Annotated in this window: 15 protein-coding genes; 9 read left to right on the forward strand and 6 right to left on the reverse strand. The window is 69.7% G+C overall.

What is annotated here, in order from left to right; genetic code table 11:
- Window positions 1-19: 19 nt before the first annotated feature.
- Window positions 20-1,021, reverse strand: coding sequence for a dihydroxyacetone kinase subunit DhaK (gene dhaK, locus BIU98_RS09780; protein WP_071275391.1), 1,002 nt, complete (start codon window positions 1,019-1,021; stop codon window positions 20-22).
- A 307-nt stretch (window positions 1,022-1,328) separates the two neighbouring features.
- Between dhaK and BIU98_RS09785 the strand changes: the two genes are divergently transcribed.
- Window positions 1,329-2,054, forward strand: coding sequence for an MIP/aquaporin family protein (locus BIU98_RS09785; RefSeq protein WP_083393148.1), 726 nt, complete (start codon window positions 1,329-1,331; stop codon window positions 2,052-2,054).
- A 77-nt stretch (window positions 2,055-2,131) separates the two neighbouring features.
- Window positions 2,132-3,643: a glycerol kinase GlpK gene (gene glpK / locus BIU98_RS09790; protein WP_071275393.1), complete on the forward strand. Its 1,512-nt coding sequence runs from the start codon at window positions 2,132-2,134 to the stop codon at window positions 3,641-3,643.
- An 86-nt stretch (window positions 3,644-3,729) separates the two neighbouring features.
- Here the strand turns inward: glpK and trpD are convergent, their stop codons facing one another.
- Window positions 3,730-4,776, reverse strand: a complete 1,047-nt coding sequence (gene trpD, locus BIU98_RS09795) for an anthranilate phosphoribosyltransferase (RefSeq protein ID WP_071275395.1) — start codon at window positions 4,774-4,776, stop codon at window positions 3,730-3,732.
- Between the two features lie 71 nt (window positions 4,777-4,847).
- Between trpD and BIU98_RS09800 the strand changes: the two genes are divergently transcribed.
- The 5 genes from BIU98_RS09800 to BIU98_RS09820 all read left to right on the forward strand — a co-directional run bounded on the left by BIU98_RS09800 (window position 4,848) and on the right by BIU98_RS09820 (window position 10,267).
- Window positions 4,848-5,486 carry a heme-copper oxidase subunit III gene (locus BIU98_RS09800; protein ID WP_071275397.1) on the forward strand — a complete coding sequence of 213 codons (639 nt, stop codon included), beginning with the start codon at window positions 4,848-4,850 and terminating at the stop codon, window positions 5,484-5,486.
- A 21-nt stretch (window positions 5,487-5,507) separates the two neighbouring features.
- Window positions 5,508-6,320: a cytochrome c gene (locus tag BIU98_RS09805; RefSeq protein WP_071275399.1), complete on the forward strand. Its 813-nt coding sequence runs from the start codon at window positions 5,508-5,510 to the stop codon at window positions 6,318-6,320.
- A gap of 33 nt (window positions 6,321-6,353) precedes the next feature.
- Window positions 6,354-7,418, forward strand: coding sequence for a ubiquinol-cytochrome c reductase iron-sulfur subunit (locus BIU98_RS09810; protein ID WP_071275401.1), 1,065 nt, complete (start codon window positions 6,354-6,356; stop codon window positions 7,416-7,418).
- Window positions 7,418-9,106 carry a cytochrome bc complex cytochrome b subunit gene (locus BIU98_RS09815; RefSeq protein WP_071275403.1) on the forward strand — a complete coding sequence of 563 codons (1,689 nt, stop codon included), beginning with the start codon at window positions 7,418-7,420 and terminating at the stop codon, window positions 9,104-9,106. The genes BIU98_RS09810 and BIU98_RS09815 overlap by 1 nt, the downstream gene beginning before the upstream one ends.
- A gap of 201 nt (window positions 9,107-9,307) precedes the next feature.
- Complete coding sequence (locus BIU98_RS09820; RefSeq protein WP_071275405.1) at window positions 9,308-10,267, forward strand: phosphodiesterase; 960 nt, start codon at window positions 9,308-9,310, stop codon at window positions 10,265-10,267.
- Between the two features lie 280 nt (window positions 10,268-10,547).
- Here the strand turns inward: BIU98_RS09820 and BIU98_RS09825 are convergent, their stop codons facing one another.
- Genes BIU98_RS09825 through BIU98_RS09840 form a run of 4 tightly spaced genes read right to left on the reverse strand, consistent with a single transcriptional unit; the run spans window position 10,548 to window position 14,765 of the window.
- The gene (locus BIU98_RS09825) at window positions 10,548-12,104 is read right to left on the reverse strand and encodes a stealth conserved region 3 domain-containing protein (RefSeq protein ID WP_071275407.1); all 1,557 of its coding nucleotides are present in this window, start codon (window positions 12,102-12,104) and stop codon (window positions 10,548-10,550) included.
- Between the two features lie 50 nt (window positions 12,105-12,154).
- A complete protein-coding gene (locus BIU98_RS19425) occupies window positions 12,155-12,652 on the reverse strand; it encodes a DUF6804 family protein (RefSeq protein WP_175481332.1) in 498 nt (165 codons plus the stop codon).
- Complete coding sequence (locus BIU98_RS09835; protein WP_071275409.1) at window positions 12,652-13,239, reverse strand: GDSL-type esterase/lipase family protein; 588 nt, start codon at window positions 13,237-13,239, stop codon at window positions 12,652-12,654. The genes BIU98_RS19425 and BIU98_RS09835 overlap by 1 nt, the downstream gene beginning before the upstream one ends.
- Window positions 13,236-14,765 (reverse strand): SDR family oxidoreductase, encoded by a 1,530-nt coding sequence (locus BIU98_RS09840; protein ID WP_083393149.1) that lies wholly within the window; start codon window positions 14,763-14,765, stop codon window positions 13,236-13,238. The genes BIU98_RS09835 and BIU98_RS09840 overlap by 4 nt, the downstream gene beginning before the upstream one ends.
- A 43-nt stretch (window positions 14,766-14,808) precedes the next feature.
- On the opposite strand from BIU98_RS09840, the gene deoC reads away from it, so the two are divergent.
- Window positions 14,809-15,540 carry a deoxyribose-phosphate aldolase gene (deoC, locus tag BIU98_RS09845; RefSeq protein ID WP_071275413.1) on the forward strand — a complete coding sequence of 244 codons (732 nt, stop codon included), beginning with the start codon at window positions 14,809-14,811 and terminating at the stop codon, window positions 15,538-15,540.
- 91 nt (window positions 15,541-15,631) lie between these two features.
- The gene (locus BIU98_RS09850) at window positions 15,632-16,597 is read left to right on the forward strand and encodes an ROK family protein (RefSeq protein WP_071275415.1); all 966 of its coding nucleotides are present in this window, start codon (window positions 15,632-15,634) and stop codon (window positions 16,595-16,597) included.
- Window positions 16,598-16,685 lie beyond the last annotated feature (88 nt).

Consider the following 16,685-nt stretch of genomic DNA (forward strand, 5'->3'; position numbering starts at 1 on the left):
GATGCCGGCCGGTTCAGTGTCAGCGGCCCCAGCGCAGCGCCGGGGTCTCCACCGGTGCGTCCCAGAGGGTGATCAGGTCGTCGTCGAGCACCGTGACGGTGATCGAGAAGCCCTGCATCTCGAGGGACGTGACGTAGTTGCCGACCAGGCTACGCGCGACCTCGTGGCCGCGATCGGCGAGCACCTCGGCGGCGCGTCGGTAGGCGATGTAGAGCTCGGACAGCGGCGTCCCGCCCATGCCGTTCACGAACAGCAGCAGCCGCGACCCGGCCGGCAGGTCCAGGTCGGTGAGGACGGGCTCCAGGACCCGGTCGACGAGCTCGTCGGCCGGCGCCATCGCGATGCGCTCCCGACCGGGTTCCCCGTGGATCCCGATGCCGAGCTCGACCTCGTCGTCGGCGAGCGTGAAGGACGGCTCCCCCGCGTGCGGGACGGTCCCCGGTGCGAGCGCCAGGCCCATCGACCGCGTGACGTCGTTCACGTGCCGGGCGACGGCCGCGACCGCGTCGAGGTCGTCCCCGCGCTGGGCGGCGGCCCCGGCGCACTTCTCCACGACGACCGTCCCGGCGACCCCGCGCCGACCGGCCGTGAAGAGGGAGTCCTGGACGGCCACGTCGTCGTCGACCACGACGGTCTCGACGCGGACGCCGTCCATCTCGGCGAGCTCGGCGGCGGTCTCGAAGTTCAGGACGTCGCCGGTGTAGTTCTTCACGATGTGCAGCACGCCGGCACCGCCGTCGACGGCCTTCGTCGCGGCCACCACGGGGTCGGGCGTCGGGCTCGTGAACATCGGCCCGGGCACCGCGGCGTCGAGCATGCCGAACCCGATGAAGCCGGCGTGCAGGGGTTCGTGCCCGCTGCCGCCACCGCTCACCAGGGCGACCTTGCCCGCGACCGGAGCGTCCGCGCGGTGCAGGTGGACCGGGTCCTCGACCAGCACGACGTGCCCGGCGTGGGCTGCGGCGAACCCGCGGACGGACTCGGTGACGACGTCGTGCGGGTCGTTGATGAGCTTCTTCATGGCGGTGGGCCTCCTCGGGTCGGGACCGGGACGAGGCCTGCACACCGCCGACGTCGTCCGGAGTGGGGCCAGGCTACAGCGGGCGGGTGTTCCCTGAGCATGCACGTCCGTGCACGGCCTGGCAGGCGGGAAGCGGGGTGTCGATGGTCGGACGCCCGCTCCTCGTGCACGTTCGTGCACATTTCTGGAGAACGCTCACGAGGACCCCACGCGGGCCGGATACCCAGCAGTAGGCTCGCCCCAATCACTCGATGGGGAGTGCCGAGCAGTAGCGGGCCTCCCCAACCAACACAGTTGGAGGTCACCGATGGACGACATCGGCGTCAAGTTCCTTTCCGAGCTCGTCGGCACAGCGATGCTCATCATCCTGGGTGGCGGTGTCGTCGCCGCCGTCTCGCTCAAGAAGTCGAAGGGCTTCGGCGCGGGCTTCCTCATGGTCACGATCGGCTGGGGCTTCGCGGTCTTCGCCGGCGTCACGGTGTCGTACAAGTCCGGCGGCCAGCTCAACCCCGCGGTCAGCCTCGCGCAGGCCATCCTCGGCAACATCTCCGTCGGCACGATGCTGCTCTTCTGGCTCGCGCAGATGATCGGTGCGGTCATCGGTGCCGTCATCGTCTGGCTCGCCTACAAGCAGCACTTCGACGAGGAGCCCGACCCGGCCGCCAAGCTCGGCGTGTTCTCCACCGGCCCCGCGATCCGCTCGTACGGCTGGAACCTCGTCACCGAGATCATCGGCACGTTCGTCCTCGTCTTCACGGTCATCGCCTTCACGAACGGCCAGACCCCCGCGCAGCTCGGCGCCATCCCCGTCGCCTTCATCGTGATCGCGATCGGTGTCAGCCTCGGTGGCCCCACCGGCTACGCCATCAACCCGGCACGTGACCTCGGCCCGCGCATCGCGCACGCCTTCCTGCCGATCAAGGGCAAGGGCTCGAGCGACTGGGCCTACGCCTGGGTGCCGGTCGTCGGACCGCTGCTCGGTGGCGCGATCGCCGCCGGCCTGTCCTTCGCACTCCTCCCCGTCGTCTCCTGACGCCGACCCCTCCCAGCACGACGGTCGACCCCGACCCCGGGGCCGACCGCAGCACCGACCACCCAGAAGGAGCACCCATGGCCGACTACATCGTCGCCATCGACCAGGGCACGACCAGCACCCGCGCCATCGTCTTCGACCACTCCGGCTCGATCGTGTCGAGCGGTCAGAAGGAGCACGAGCAGATCTTCCCGCGCGCCGGGTGGGTCGAGCACGACCCCAGCGAGATCTGGGACAACACCCGTGAGGTCATCGGCCAGGCACTGTCCCGCGCCGACATCACCCGCCACGACGTCGCGGCGGTCGGCATCACGAACCAGCGCGAGACCGCGGTCGTCTGGGACAGGACCACCGGCAAGCCGGTCTACAACGCGATCGTCTGGCAGGACACCCGCACGCAGGCCATCGTCGACAAGCTCGCCGCCGGCGACACCGACCGCTACAAGTCGGTCGTCGGTCTGCCCCTGGCCACGTACTTCGCCGGCACCAAGATCATGTGGATCCTCGAGAACGTCGAGGGTGCGCGCGAGAAGGCCGAGGCGGGCGACCTGCTCTTCGGCACCACCGACACCTGGGTCCTCTGGAACCTGACCGGTGGCACCGACGGCGGCGTCCACAAGACCGACGTCACCAACGCGTCCCGCACGCTGTTCATGGACCTCGAGACGCTGCAGTGGCGCGACGACATCCTCGCCGACTTCGGTGTCCCGAAGTCGATGCTCCCCGAGATCGTCAGCTCCTCCGAGGTCTACGGCCACGTCGAGTCCTCCAGCCTCCTCCGCGAGGTCCCGATCGCCGGCATCCTGGGCGACCAGCAGGCAGCGACGTTCGGCCAGGCCGCGTTCGACAAGGGCGAGTCGAAGAACACCTACGGCACCGGCAACTTCCTCATCTTCAACACGGGCACGGAGATCGTCCGCTCGGAGAACGGGCTGCTCACCACCGTCGGCTACAAGCTCGGCGACGGCGAGACCCACTACGCGCTCGAGGGCTCGATCGCCGTCACGGGGTCGCTCATCCAGTGGCTCCGCGACAACCTCGGGCTCATCCAGAGCGCGCCGGAGGTCGAGGCCCTCGCCAAGACCGTCGAGGACAACGGCGGCGTGTACTTCGTGCCGGCGTTCTCCGGACTCTTCGCGCCGTACTGGCGCCCCGACGCCCGCGGTGCCATCGTCGGCCTGACCCGCTACGTCAACAAGGGCCACATCGCGCGTGCCGCCCTCGAGGCGACAGCACTGCAGACCCGCGAGGTGCTCGACGCGGTCAACGCCGACTCCGGTGTCGACCTGACCGAGCTCAAGGTGGACGGCGGCATGACGGCGAACAGCGCCCTCATGCAGTTCCAGGCGGACATCCTCAACGTGCCCGTCGTGCGTCCGGTCGTCGCCGAGACCACCGCGCTCGGTGCCGCCTACGCCGCCGGCCTCGCCGTCGGCTTCTGGGCCAACCTCGACGAACTCCGTGCCAACTGGCAGGAGGACGCCCGCTGGGAGCCGCAGCTCGACGCCGAGGAGCGCGAGCGCACGCTCCGTCTGTGGAAGAAGGCCGTCACGAAGACCTTCGACTGGGTCGACGAGGACGTCCAGTAAGCAGGTTCCACAGCACTGAACAGCTCGGAGGCCCGGTGCCGGTCCCATGGACCGGCACCGGGCCTCCCGGCGTTGTCCGCTCAGCGCTACGCGGCGCCGACCCAGTCGGCGAGTTTCTGCTCGGCCGCGCCGGAGTCGATCGCCTCGGCCGCGACCACGAGCTGCTCCCGGAAGCGGTGCAGGATCGGACGGTCCCACTCGGTCGGGTCCTGCGCCAGACGGAACGAGACCAGGCCGGCGGCGGCGTTCAGCAGCACGATGTCGCGGACGGGGCCGGTCTCCCCGGCGAGCACCCGACGGACGATCGCGGCGTTCACCTCGGGCTCGCCGCCGAGCAGGTCCTCGGTCCGGGCACGGGGGATGCCGAGGTCGCGCGGGTCGAGGTCGTGCTCAGTGACACGACCGCCGGTGACCTCCCAGATGTGGCTGTGGCCCGTCGTCGTGAGTTCGTCGAGGCCGTCGTCGCCGCGGAACACGAGCGCCGTCGCACCACGGGTCTGGAACACGCCCGTGATGATCGGCACGAGCTCGAGCTGCGCCACGCCCACCGCGTTGGCCTCGCACCTGGCGGGGTTGACGAGCGGGCCGAGGAAGTTGAACACCGTCGGGACGCCGATCTCGCGCCGCACGGAGGCCGCGTGGGCGAACCCGGGGTGGAAGGCGCTGGCGAAGGCGAAGGTCAGACCGACCCGGCGGAACGTCTCCGCGACGCGCTCGGCGTCCATCGTCAGGTCGAGCCCGAGGGCCGCGAGGACGTCCGACGAGCCGCTCTTCGACGACGACGCCCGGTTGCCGTGCTTGACCACGGGGACCCCGGCGGCGGCGATGACGACGGCCGCCATCGTGGAGACGTTGACCGTCCCGACGACGTCTCCGCCGGTGCCGACGATGTCGAGCGCCATCGGGTCGACGTCCAGCGGGACCGCTGCCTCGAGGATGGCGTCGCGGAAGCCGACGACCTCGTCGACCGTCTCGCCCTTGGCGCGGAGGGCCACCGCGAAGCCGCTGATCTGCGCGTCGGTGGCGCGCCCGGCGACGATCTCCTCCATGGCCCATGTGGACTGTCTGATGCTCAGGTCCTCGCGCGCCATGAGCGCACTGATCACCACGGGCCAGGTCAGGAGGTCAGACATGCCGACGATCGTACTGTTTTCGAACGACCCGCCAGTTGACTGGCAAAACACTGTCGGTGGTTTCGGCCATAATGGAGCTTGTGACAAGCACCCCTCTCTCCAGACCAGCCAGCGGTACGGTCCTCAACAGGCCGAACCCCGTTGCCGTGGGGACGATCGTGTGGCTGGGCAGCGAGGTCATGTTCTTCGCCGGCCTGTTCGCGATCTACTTCACGCTGCGCAGCACCTCCCCCGAGCTCTGGGCGCGTGAGACCGCCAGCCTCGAGGTCCCCTTCGCCTCGGTGAACACGATCATCCTGGTGCTGTCCAGCTTCGCGTGCCAGTTCGCCGTCTTCGCAGCCGAGCGCTTCCAGGTGCACCGCACCAGCTGGAAGCCGACCGACTGGGGCATGACGGAGTGGTTCTTCGTCACGTACTGCATGGGTGCGATCTTCGTCTGCGGCCAGATCTTCGAGTACGCCAACCTCTGGCACGAGGGCATCACGCTCTCCTCGAGCGCCTACGGCTCCGCGTTCTACTTCACCACCGGCTTCCACGGCCTCCACGTCACTGGTGGCCTGATCGCCTTCCTCCTCACGATCGGTCGTGGCTTCGCCGCCAAGAACTTCGGTCACAAGGAGGCCACCACGGCCATCGTCGTGTCGTACTACTGGCACTTCGTCGACGTGGTCTGGATCGGCCTCTTCGCCGTCATTTACCTTCTCAAGTAGGAAACGGACAGCACCAAGCGCATGTTCAACAGCAGCAAGTCCAAGAAGCAGGGCCGTCGCTCCCCCGTGGCGACCGTCTCGCTCATCGTCGTGGGTCTCATGACGACCGGCGGGGCCTACGCCCTGTTCAGCTCCACGGCCAGCGCCGACGACAACGTCAGCACGGTCGCCGCGTCGAGCCAGTCGCAGGTGAACGAGGGCGAGAAGCTCTTCGCGTCCAACTGCGCCACGTGCCACGGCCTGTCTGCACAGGGCACCAGCGAGGGTCCCTCGCTCATCGGCGTCGGCGCCGCGTCGGTCGACTTCCAGGTCGGCACCGGTCGCATGCCGCTCGCGCAGCAGGGCCCCCAGGGTGAAGAGAAGCCCACGCAGTTCACGAACGACCAGGTCGACGCGATGGCGGCGTACGTCGCCTCCCTCGGCCCCGGCCCGTCCGTGCCGTCCGAGTCGCTCACCAGCGGTGCCGACGGTGACGCAGCCGAGGGTGCCGAGCTCTTCCGCATCAACTGCGCGATGTGCCACAACGTCGCCGGTGCCGGTGGTGCCCTGACCGAGGGCAAGTACGCGCCGAATCTCGAGTCGGTCACCGGCAAGCACATCTACGAGGCCATGCAGACCGGCCCGCAGAACATGCCGGTCTTCAACGACCTGAACATCACGCCGGAGCAGAAGGCGGACATCATCACGTACCTCAAGTACGTGCAGGACAACAAGTCGCCGGGCGGGTTCGCCCTCGGGTCCATCGGTCCGGTGGCAGAGGGTCTGTTCATCTGGATCTTCGGACTCGGCGCAGTGGTCGCGATGACCGTGTGGCTGACCGCGAAGTCCAACTGATCGTCCGTGTCGCACGACACTGAAGGGAACACCATGGCAGAGCACGACGACGAGGCGCTGAACTCGTCCTCGGCTGTCGAGAGGCATGCGGCATCGGTCGGCGGCGGCACCGCGGTCGTCCCCGCGGAACCGTTCGAGAACCCGGGCGAGCCGCCGCACCGTCCGCGTCGCACCGACGTCGACCCGAAGAAGGCCCGTCTGGCCGAGCGTCAGGTCGCGACGTTCTTCTACCTGTCGATCGTCGGCAGCGTCCTGTCGATCGCCGCGTACATCGCGTTCCCGATCAAGGCCGACGACTTCGGCACGGTCCGCCTCGCCAACCTCTTCCTCGGCCTCTCGATCTCGCTCGCCCTGCTCTCGCTGGGCATCGGCGCCGTGTACTGGGGCAAGTCCCTCGTCACCGACCGTGAGATTACCGAGCTGCGCCACCCCACCCGTGGGACCGACGCCACGCGCGCCAAGGCCGTCGAGGCCTTCCAGCTCGCCGACAAGGAGTCCGGCTTCAGCCGTCGCAAGCTGATCCGCAACTCGATGATCGGCGCGCTCGTCGCGTTCCCGCTCCCCGGCATCGTGCTCGTGCGTGACCTCGCACCCGCTGCCGACCCGAACGAGCTCCTCCGCCACACCATGTGGGCCAAGGGGACTCGTCTCACGAAGGACCCGACCGGACTCCCGATCAAGGCATCGGACGTCACGATCGGCTCTGTCTTCCACGTCATCCCCGACGGGCTCCTGGACAAGGAGCACATGCTCGAGGAGAAGGCGAAGGCCGCGGTGCTGCTCATGCGCCTCGACCCGAAGGACCTCAACCCGGCGAAGGGGCACGAGAACTGGGGCTACGACGGCATCGTCGCGTACTCCAAGATCTGCACCCACGTCGGATGCCCGGTCGCGCTCTACGAGCAGCAGACGCACCACCTGCTGTGCCCTTGCCACCAGTCGACCTTCGATGTCTCGAACAACTGCGAGGTCATCTTCGGACCGGCTGCCCGTCCCCTCCCCCAACTTCCTATCGCGATCGACGACGACGGCTACCTGGTGGCGCAGAGCGACTTCCACGAACCCGTCGGGCCGTCCTTCTGGGAGCGTGCACGCTGATGACAACCACAACCACGACACGAGCACCGGAGACCAGCACCAAGCCGGCTCCGGAGCGCGGGTCCCGCATCATCGGCGGGATCTCCAACTACATCGATGAGCGGACCAGCATCTCCGGCCTGGTGAAGGAGGTCGGGCGCAAGATCTTCCCTGACCACTGGAGCTTCATGCTCGGTGAGGTGGCGCTGTACAGCTTCGTCGTCATCCTGCTGTCGGGGACGTTCCTGACGTTCTTCTACCAGGCGTCGATGGCCGAGGTCGTCTACAACGGCTCCTACATCCCGCTCAAGGGCGTCGCGATGTCGACGGCCCTGCAGTCCACGCTCGACATCTCGTTCGACATCCGCGGCGGCCTCTTCGTCCGGCAGATCCACCACTGGTCGGCGCTGCTCTTCGTGGCCTCCGTGATGCTGCACATGGCCCGCGTGTTCTTCACCGGCGCCTTCCGCAAGCCCCGCGAGCTCAACTGGGTCTTCGGCTTCGTGCTGTGGATCCTGGCCATGGCCGAGGGCTTCACGGGCTACTCGCTCCCCGACGACCTGCTCTCCGGCAACGGTCTGCGCATCATCGTCGGCATGATCGAGGCCATCCCGGTGATCGGCGTCTGGATCGGCTACATCCTGTTCGGCGGTGAGTTCCCCGGGACCGCGATCGTCGGGCGTCTGTACACGCTGCACATCCTGCTGTTGCCGGCGATCCTCGTGGCGGTCCTCGGTGTCCACCTCGTGCTCGTCGTGATCAACAAGCACACGCAGTACGCGGGCCCCGGCAAGACCAACGAGAACGTCGTGGGCGTCCCGATCCTCCCGGCGTTCGCCGCGAAGGCCGGTGGCTTCTTCTTCATCGTCGCGGGCATCCTCGCCCTCATCGCCACGCTGTTCACGATCAACCCGATCTGGAACTACGGCCCGTACGACCCCTCGCCCGTGTCCGCCGGTACCCAGCCTGACTGGTACATCGGCTTCGCGGACGGTGCGCTCCGTCTGATCCCGCCGCACTGGGAAGTCCTGTGGTTCGGCTACACGGTCTCCTTCAACCTGCTGGTCCCCATCGCGCTGCTGTCCGCGTTGATCCTGGCGATGTTCGTCTACCCGTTCGTCGAGGCCTGGGTCACCGGTGACAAGCGCGAGCACCACCTCGCCGACCGTCCCCGCAACGCCCCGACCCGCACCGCGATCGGTGCCGCCGGCATCACGCTCTACGCCAGCCTCTGGGCAGCGGCGAGCTCGGACATCATCGCGACGCACTTCATGGTGTCGGTCGACCACGTGATCCACGTGATCCAGGCCACGACGGTCCTCGGCCCGTTCTTCGCCTTCTGGATCACCAAGCGCGTGTGTCTCGCTCTGCAGAAGAAGGACCGCGAGATCGTGCTGCACGGCTACGAGTCGGGCCGCATCGTCCGCCTCCCGCACGGCGAGTACATCGAGGTCCACGAGCAGCTCGACGAGTACGAGCGCTGGCGCCTGCTGCAGTTCAACGAGTACAAGCCGCTGATGATCCGCCCGAACGCCAAGGGACAGATCACGCCCGCGCAGAAGGTCCGCGCCGGCATGACGCGCTTCTTCTTCGAGGACCGCATCGCCCCGGTCTCCAAGGCCGAGCTGGACGCCGCTCACGCTGCGCACCACGGTCCTGACCTCGAGGGCAGCCACCAGGCCCCGCAGGTCGGAGCCGGCGGGCACTGACTCCTCGGCAAGAACGAACCGCCCTCGTCCACTTCGTGGACGGGGGCGTTTCGTTTGCAGCGACAACACGCCGTCTGTGGTTCACCTGCGATTCAACGTCGCGTGTTGGACTGCTCCAGGACGATGTGGCAATGTGTTGCACCGTGCACTCCCCCAGCGGGAGATCCTCTGCCGAGGAACCACCAACGGAATGAGAACCCGATGGACGCCCGGACGGCTGAACACCCCAGGCCGAACCACTTCCTGCTCCACCTCAGCGACACCCACCTCATCGCGGGCGACGGCGACCTCTACGGGGCCGTTGACTCCGCCGCCCGGCTGACGCAGATCATCGACGAGATCGAGGCCTCCGGCGCTCGGCCCGAAGCGATCGTCGTCACCGGTGACGTGGCCGACAAGGGCGAACCGGGCGCCTACGCCCGCGTCCGACAGATCATCGAACCGGCGGCGAACCGCATCGGCGCCCAGGTCATCTGGGCCATGGGCAACCACGACGAGCGCGGGGCGTTCCGCCAGGAGCTCTTCGGCCTGCAGCCCACCGACCGTCCCGTCGACTTCGTGTACGACGTCAACGGTCTCCGGGTCATCACGCTCGACACCAGCGTCCCCGGAGCACACCACGGCGTGGTCACCCCGGAGCAGCTCGACTGGCTCGCAGAGGTGCTCTCCGAGGCCGCACCACACGGCACCGTCCTCGCCATGCACCACCCGCCGGTGCCGAGCGTGCAGGACCTCACCGTCCTCGTGGAGCTCCGCGAGCAGCAGGCCCTCGCCGAGGTCCTCGAGGGCTCGGACGTCCTGACGATCATCGCCGGACACCTGCACTACTCGACCAGCGCCGTGTTCGCCGGGATCCCGGTGTCCGTCGCGAGTGCCACGTGCTACACGCAGGACCTCAACGAGTTCCGGCGCGGCACCCGCGGTCGGGACGGCGCCCAGTCGTTCAACCTCGTCCACGTGTACGGCCACACCGCCGTGCACTCCGTCGTGCCCATCGGGACGTACAACACGGTCGGCCAGCCGGTGTCCTCCGACGAGACCGAGGCCCGACTCGCTGCCGCCGGGGTCACGATCCCCGCGGCCGTCGAGCCGGCCCCCGTCACGTCGAGCATCCCGGTCTTCACCCTCGACTCGGTGCCCGTCTCCCCCATCCGCCGCTGACCCCGCCCGCCCCGCCGGGCGGCGCCGCCGAGCGGTCGGAAGTCGTCGCTGCCAAGCCGCGGGAGCGGCGCACGGTGACCGCTCGCCGGACGTGAGCGGGGCGTCGTGACCGGTCGCGACGCCGGACGCACGCTGCCCTGCGGACCTGGGGCGAGCCTCCAGGCCGAAGCAGGGCGGACCCGACCCCTGGACGGTGAAGTCGCACTCCGTGTCGGCTCCGGAGGACCGGAGGCGACACGGAGTGCGATCTCACCGCGGGCGGCCGAGCCCCCGACCAGCCTCAGTCCGCGTCGGGGCGCTCCCACGGCGCCGGGAACGGGAAGTAGCGCTCGAGGAAGTCCGTGACGCGGGTTGTGCGCTCGTCGTCGCTGACCTCGGGGAAGCTGCCGTCGTTGAGGCAGAAGAAGTCGGCGTTCCGCTTCTTGAGCAGGTCCTCGAGCTCGCGGAGCCCGGAGAGCATGGTGGTGTCGATGTAGCCCACCGGGACGTTCTCCTGCACGATCGCCCGGCCCGTGAGCAGCGCGTAGTAGTGGTACAGGGAGTTCGTCACCGAGATGTTCTCGGCAGCACGGAAGCGCGAGGCTGCGGTGGCGCGGAACTCGTCGGCGAACTCGTGCTCCATCTCCGTCATGATGCTGGCACGGAGGGGCGTCGGCGCGTGCTCGAGGTGGCGCGTGGTGACGGCCCCGAAGCGCTGCTGCAGGAGTCGGCGGTTGACGCGAGCCGAGTTCTCGAAGCCGCTGCGGCGCGGGTTGTTCGACCCGAGGCCGATCCGGGTGTCGGCGAGGAGGAACTTGCTCACCGAGCCCGGGCTGAAGAACACCGACGGGTCGACCGGTCGGCCGAAGAACATGTCGTCGTTCGAGTAGACGAAGTGCTCGCTGATGCCCGGGATGTGGTGCAGCTGCGACTCGACGGCCTGCGAGTTGTGCGTCGGGAGCACCGAGGGGTCGGCGAAGAACTCCTCGCTCCGGACGATGCGCACGCGGGGGTGGTCAGCGAGCCAGGCCGGCGCCGGGGAGTCGGTCGCGATGTAGATCGTCCGCACCCACGGCGCGTACATGTAGACCGAGCGCAGGGCGTACTTCAGCTCGTTGATCTGCCGGAAGCGCGCGGGGGCGTCGTCGCCCTCACCGAGCACGGCCGAGGACTGCGCTGCCTGGCGGGCCCGCTGGTACTCGATCGCGTTGCCGTCGACCCACGAGAACACGATGTCGATCGGGAAGCGGATGTCGGAGACGTGGTCGTCGAACATGTGCTCGACGGTCTGCCACGTGCGGCCGTAGCGTTCGATGTCGACGAGGACGAACTCCTCGATCGGCAGGCTGCGGCGCATCAGGGCGTTCTCGACGGGGGCGAGGACCTCGGTGTCCGTCACCCGCCAGAACTCCATCTGGACGCTCGTCTCGGCGCCGTAGCGGAGCCGTCCGATGGGCTCGAGCCGGGGCCGGAACACCCGCAGGACGGTCTCGTCGACGGGGCCGAGGCCGTCGTCGACGACCAGGACCGCCGGCTTGCCCGGGGGCTTGGCGTAGAAGGGCTCCCCCACGGCGGCGTCCATCACGGCGGACTCGGCGCGCTGCCGGTCACGCTCGTCGAGGGCGATCACCGGGCGCTGGTCGTTGCCGCGGATGAGCAGGTGGTCCACGTCGCCGGCGGTGAGCGCGTCGTCGAGGAAGAGCAGGTCCTCGATCATCGACTGCTGCGGCGTGAGGTGCCCGTTCAACAGCGTGAAGCGTCCTTTGCGGAGGACGACGTCGGACCGGTCGAGACCGCCGGAGGACGGTCGAGGGTGCAGCAGAGGACTCTCGGTCACCGGCTCGGTCTCGTTGCTCATCCATGCCCTTCTGGTCGTGCGGTCGGGACCTGCACCCGACCCCAGCGATCCTATCGGGCGGCCGGTGTGTCCGTGGTCCGGGGCACCTTGACCGCCAGGCCCATCACCACGAAGAGCGCCGCGGCGACGAACTGGAGCGCGGCCCACACCTGTCCGGGGATCGGCACGGTGACGAGCGGGTTCCAGCAGACGGCGATCGCGGCGGTCACCACGAGGGCCCACCAGGCACGGCCCCGGAGCGCGAACACCAGGACGATGAGCGCGAGGACCGTCACGACCCAGCGGACGGCGACGAACGCCGGAGCGTCCAGGAACGCCACGCAGGCAAGCAGCACGATCGCCGCGATCAGGCCGGGTGCCAGTGCCGGCCGGGTGAAGTCCGGAACGGGACGGGAGGCTCGACCAGCGCCACGAGCGCGCCCTGCGGTCCCAGCCCGGTCGGCTCCAGGGCCGGCCGCACGGTCCCCGGTCGCCCCGGCCCCGAAGGAGGACCCACGAGCAGCCCCGAGCGACGACCCGACCGCGGGCCGTCCCTTCCGCGCCGCCATCAGGCCGAGGCCTCGTCCACTTCGATCGCCGTCATCGAGCGGGACATGGGCGGCAGGCCGCGGAGACGCTCGAGGGCCGGCACGAGCTCGTCGACGTAGGCCCGGTAGCCCTCGTCGTTGAGGTGCAGACCGTCCTCGGTGTACTTCTCGGACAGGTGGTCGCCGTCGGCCAGCGCGGGCCACGCGTCGAGGTACTGCGCGTGGCACGTCGCGACGAACTGCCGCAGGTGCCGGTTGGCCTCTTCGATGCGGGGTGTGTGGTCGGCCTGCCGCGGCAGGATCGACACGAGCAGCAGCCGGACACCCGGGAGCTCGCGACGGAGCGTGACCAGGATCGTCTCGACGTTGCGGACGACGTGCTCGGCGCTCTTGCGGTGGTTGCCGAAGTCGTTCGTGCCGATGAGCAGCACGATCACGTCGGGAGCGGCCGCGACCACGGAGTCGATCCGGGCCAGGACGCCGTCGGTGGTGTCGCCGCCGATGCCCTGGTTCAGGGTCCGTTCGTTCGGCAGGCGCTGGTCCCAGGAGCCGCCCTCGGTGATGCTGTCCCCCAGGAACAGGACCAGTTCTCGGTCGTTCTCGGTCATGATGCCTCCTCGTGCGACGGCGCGCGGGACCCATTCTGCTCGGTCCGGTTGGTCTGCGTCGAGTCCGTGCGGTGCGCTTCGCGCTCGGCCCTGGCCGTGATGCGCTCCACCATGCCGGGGAAGATCACCCCGTGGAAGGGCAGGATCCCGTACCAGTACAGGCGTCCGGCCAGCCCCTGCGGGAAGTAGATCGCCCGCTGGTGGTAGTCGCAGCCACCGTCATCGGTCGGGGTGACGGTCATCTCGAGCCAGGCGCGTCCGGGCGACTTGAACTCGGCGCGCAGTCGCAGGTAGTGCCCACGGTCGAGCCGTTCGACGCGCCACCAGTCGAGCGCGTCGCCCTGCTCGAGGCGCTTCGGGTCGCGACGGCCACGGCTCAGGCCCACGCCGCCGAGCACCTTGTCCATCCAGCCGCGGGCGACCCACGCCAGCGGGAAGGAGTACCAGCCGTTCTCGCCGCCGATCGACTCGACGACGCTCCAGACGGCCTCGGGCGGTGCCGACGAGTGCCGGTTGCGGTCGTCCACGTAGACGGTGTGGCCCGCCCAGTCCGGGTCGCTGGGCAGCGGGTCCGCGGTGCCGGTCAGGGTGGCGTTGCGCCAGCTCGTGGTGACCTCACCGGCGCGCATCTTCGTCAGCGCGAGCCGCACGGAGCGCCGGTACGAGGTGAGCCCGCCCTCGGGACGGGGCACCACGTCGTCGATGTCGTGCTCGCGCTGCACGCACTCGAACTGGAGGGACTCGATGATCGGCGTCGCGAGCTTGCGCGGGATCGGGGTCACGGCGTTGAACCAGTGGGCAGCGAGGCCAGGGGTCATCACGGGGAGCGGGCTGATGGGGCGCTGCGGGAGCTTGGCCTCGACCGCGTAGCCGTTGAGCATCTGGCCGTACCGGAGGACGTCGGGACCGCCGATGTCGAACGTCCGGTTGACCTCCTCCGGGATGTCGAGCGCCTTGACGAGGTAGTAGAGGACGTCGCGCACGGCGATCGGCTGGATGCGGTTGCGCACCCAACGCGGCGCGGGCATCCAGGGCAGGACGTCCGTGACGTGCCGGATCATCTCGAACGACGTGCTGCCCGAGCCGATGACCACGCCTGCCTGGTAGGCGATCGTCGGGACGCCGGAGCCGAGGAGGATGTCGCCGACCTCCTTCCGGCTGCGGAGGTGCTTCGAGAGCTCGCCCTCCGGGTGCAGGCCGCCGAGGTACACGAAGCGACGGACGCCGGCGGTCTCCGCGGCGTCAGCCATCGTCTGGGCAGCGTCCCGCTCGGCCTCCTCGAAGTCCCCGTCGGCACCCATCGCGTGGGCCAGGTAGTAGACCGCCTCGATGCCGTCGACGGCGGTGCGGACGGCGTCGGCGTCCTGCAGGTCGCCCTGCACGACGTCGACCCGGTCGTGCCAGGGGACGTCGTCGAGCTTCTGCGGGGTGCGGGCGAGGACGCGGACGGAGTGTCCGGCGTCGAGGAGGTGTGGGACGAGACGACCGCCGATGTAGCCGGTGGCCCCGGTGACGAGGACGCGCATGCCTGGCACGGTACGCGCTGCCCCTTGAGGCTAGGCTTGCCCGGTGGACAACGCACCCTTCTCCGTCACCGCCGACGCCGTCCGTCGGCTCATCGACCACGCGATCCTGAAGCCGGAGCTCACCCGCGCCGACGTCGACGCGCAGCTCGACGAGGCCGCGACCCACCGTGTGTTCAGCGTGTGCGTCCGTCCGAGCGACGTCCGGCACGCGGTCGAGCGGCTGCAGGGCACCGGCGTGGGCGTCGGCACCGTGATCGGCTTCCCGCACGGCACCACGACCACCTCGACCAAGGTCGCCGAGTCGCTGCAGGCCCTGGCCGACGGCGCCTTCGAGCTCGACATGGTGCAGAACGTCGGCGCGGCGAAGTCCGGTGACTGGCAGCGCGTGCAGGACGACGTCCGCGCCGTGGTCGACGCCGCCGGGGACACCGTCGTGAAGGTCATCCTCGAGACCGCGTTCCTCACCGACGACGAGATCGTCGCCGCCAGCCGTGCCGCCGTCGCTGGTGGTGCCGCGTTCGTGAAGACCTCGACCGGGTTCGCCGGCGGCGGGGCCACGACCGAACACATCGCGCTGATGCGCCAGACGGTCGGTGCCGACACGGGCGTGAAGGCCTCTGGCGGTGTCCGCGGGCTCGACACCCTCGTCGACATGGTGCACGCCGGCGCCGACCGGATCGGCACGAGTGCCTCGGCCCGCATCCTCGACGAGGTCGCGCACCGCATCGCGACCGGCGCCGCCTCCGGTGTCGGCGACGACACCACCTCCTACTGACCCGCACCCACCAGCACCGGCCCGGTGCGCCCGACGTGACGCTGCGTCGAGAAGCTGCTCCGAGCCTCCAGTCCGACGCATCGGAGCGCCCATGTCGAACCCCGCACCTGCCCCCGACGACCTGAGCGGGTCGCTGGCCCTCGCCGTCGACCTCGGCGGCACCAAGGTCGAGGCCGCGCTGGTCACCGAGCAGGGCGTGGTCCTGCCCGGCAGCCGGTTCCGCAGCCCCACCGGGCCGCAGCGGACGTCGGACGAGCTCCAGGCCGCCGTCGACGAGGCCGTCACGAACGCCCTCGGCGCGCTGCCGGACGGCGCCGCGCTGGCCGGGGTCGGCATCGGCTCCGCGGGACCCGTCGACGAGGTGAACGGCCGGGTCTCGCCGCTCAACATGCCGGTCTGGCGCGGTTACCCACTCCGCGACCGCGTCGCCGCCCACGTCCCCGCCGGCACGCCCGTCGTGCTGCGGATGGACGGCCTGGCCATCACGCTCGCCGAGCACTGGCTCGGCGCCGCGCAGGGCCACGACCACGTGATGGGCATGATCGTGTCCACCGGCGTCGGCGGCGGCCTGATCCTGCACGGCCGCACCGTGAGCGGACCGACCGGCAACGCCGGCCACATCGGCCACGTCGAGTGCGGCGGGTTCGACGACCCGTGCGCCTGCGGCGGCACCGGCTGCCTGGAGGCTGTGGCCAGCGGCCCGAAGACCGTCGCCTGGGCGCGGCGCCAGGGCTTCACCGGGGAGACCGGCGAGGACCTGTCGGCGGCCTACGCTGCCGGGGACGCGATCGCAGTTGCTGCCGTCAAGCGCAGCGGGCGGGCGCTCGGGCAGGCCATCGCTGCCGCCACGTCGCTCGTCGACCTCGAGGTCGTGGCGATCGGCGGCGGGTTCTCCCACGTCACGCCGGACCTGTTCGAGTACGCGCGGCAGGCCGTCGCGGAGCGCGTCGAGTTCGGCTTCGTGACCAAGGTCAAGATCGTCCCGACGGGGTTGTCGCAGGACGGCCCCCTCATCGGGGCTGCCGCGCTCGTGCACCGGGCGCACGTCCTGCGCTGACCTGCCGGGAGGCCCGGGGCGCGTCGTGCCTGCGGGGTCGGCCAGGCCGGGTGGTCGGGGTCGTCCGGTCGGGTGGTCGGGGTCGTCC

The organism is Curtobacterium sp. MMLR14_010 (assembly GCF_001865015.1).
Taxonomy (GTDB): domain Bacteria; phylum Actinomycetota; class Actinomycetes; order Actinomycetales; family Microbacteriaceae; genus Curtobacterium.

Bases quoted from the DNA above. Each gene is read 5' to 3' on its own strand.
- dhaK (WP_071275391.1), bottom strand. From the start codon at position 1,021: ATGAAGAAGCTCATCAACGACCCGCACGACGTCGTCACCGAGTCCGTC.
- BIU98_RS09785 (WP_083393148.1), top strand. From the start codon at position 1,329: ATGGACGACATCGGCGTCAAGTTCCTTTCCGAGCTCGTCGGCACAGCG.
- glpK (WP_071275393.1), top strand. From the start codon at position 2,132: ATGGCCGACTACATCGTCGCCATCGACCAGGGCACGACCAGCACCCGC.
- trpD (WP_071275395.1), bottom strand. From the start codon at position 4,776: ATGTCTGACCTCCTGACCTGGCCCGTGGTGATCAGTGCGCTCATGGCG.
- BIU98_RS09800 (WP_071275397.1), top strand. From the start codon at position 4,848: ATGGAGCTTGTGACAAGCACCCCTCTCTCCAGACCAGCCAGCGGTACG.
- BIU98_RS09805 (WP_071275399.1), top strand. From the start codon at position 5,508: ATGTTCAACAGCAGCAAGTCCAAGAAGCAGGGCCGTCGCTCCCCCGTG.
- BIU98_RS09810 (WP_071275401.1), top strand. From the start codon at position 6,354: ATGGCAGAGCACGACGACGAGGCGCTGAACTCGTCCTCGGCTGTCGAG.
- BIU98_RS09815 (WP_071275403.1), top strand. From the start codon at position 7,418: ATGACAACCACAACCACGACACGAGCACCGGAGACCAGCACCAAGCCG.
- BIU98_RS09820 (WP_071275405.1), top strand. From the start codon at position 9,308: ATGGACGCCCGGACGGCTGAACACCCCAGGCCGAACCACTTCCTGCTC.
- BIU98_RS09825 (WP_071275407.1), bottom strand. From the start codon at position 12,104: ATGAGCAACGAGACCGAGCCGGTGACCGAGAGTCCTCTGCTGCACCCT.
- BIU98_RS19425 (WP_175481332.1), bottom strand. From the start codon at position 12,652: ATGGCGGCGCGGAAGGGACGGCCCGCGGTCGGGTCGTCGCTCGGGGCT.
- BIU98_RS09835 (WP_071275409.1), bottom strand. From the start codon at position 13,239: ATGACCGAGAACGACCGAGAACTGGTCCTGTTCCTGGGGGACAGCATC.
- BIU98_RS09840 (WP_083393149.1), bottom strand. From the start codon at position 14,765: ATGCGCGTCCTCGTCACCGGGGCCACCGGCTACATCGGCGGTCGTCTC.
- BIU98_RS09850 (WP_071275415.1), top strand. From the start codon at position 15,632: ATGTCGAACCCCGCACCTGCCCCCGACGACCTGAGCGGGTCGCTGGCC.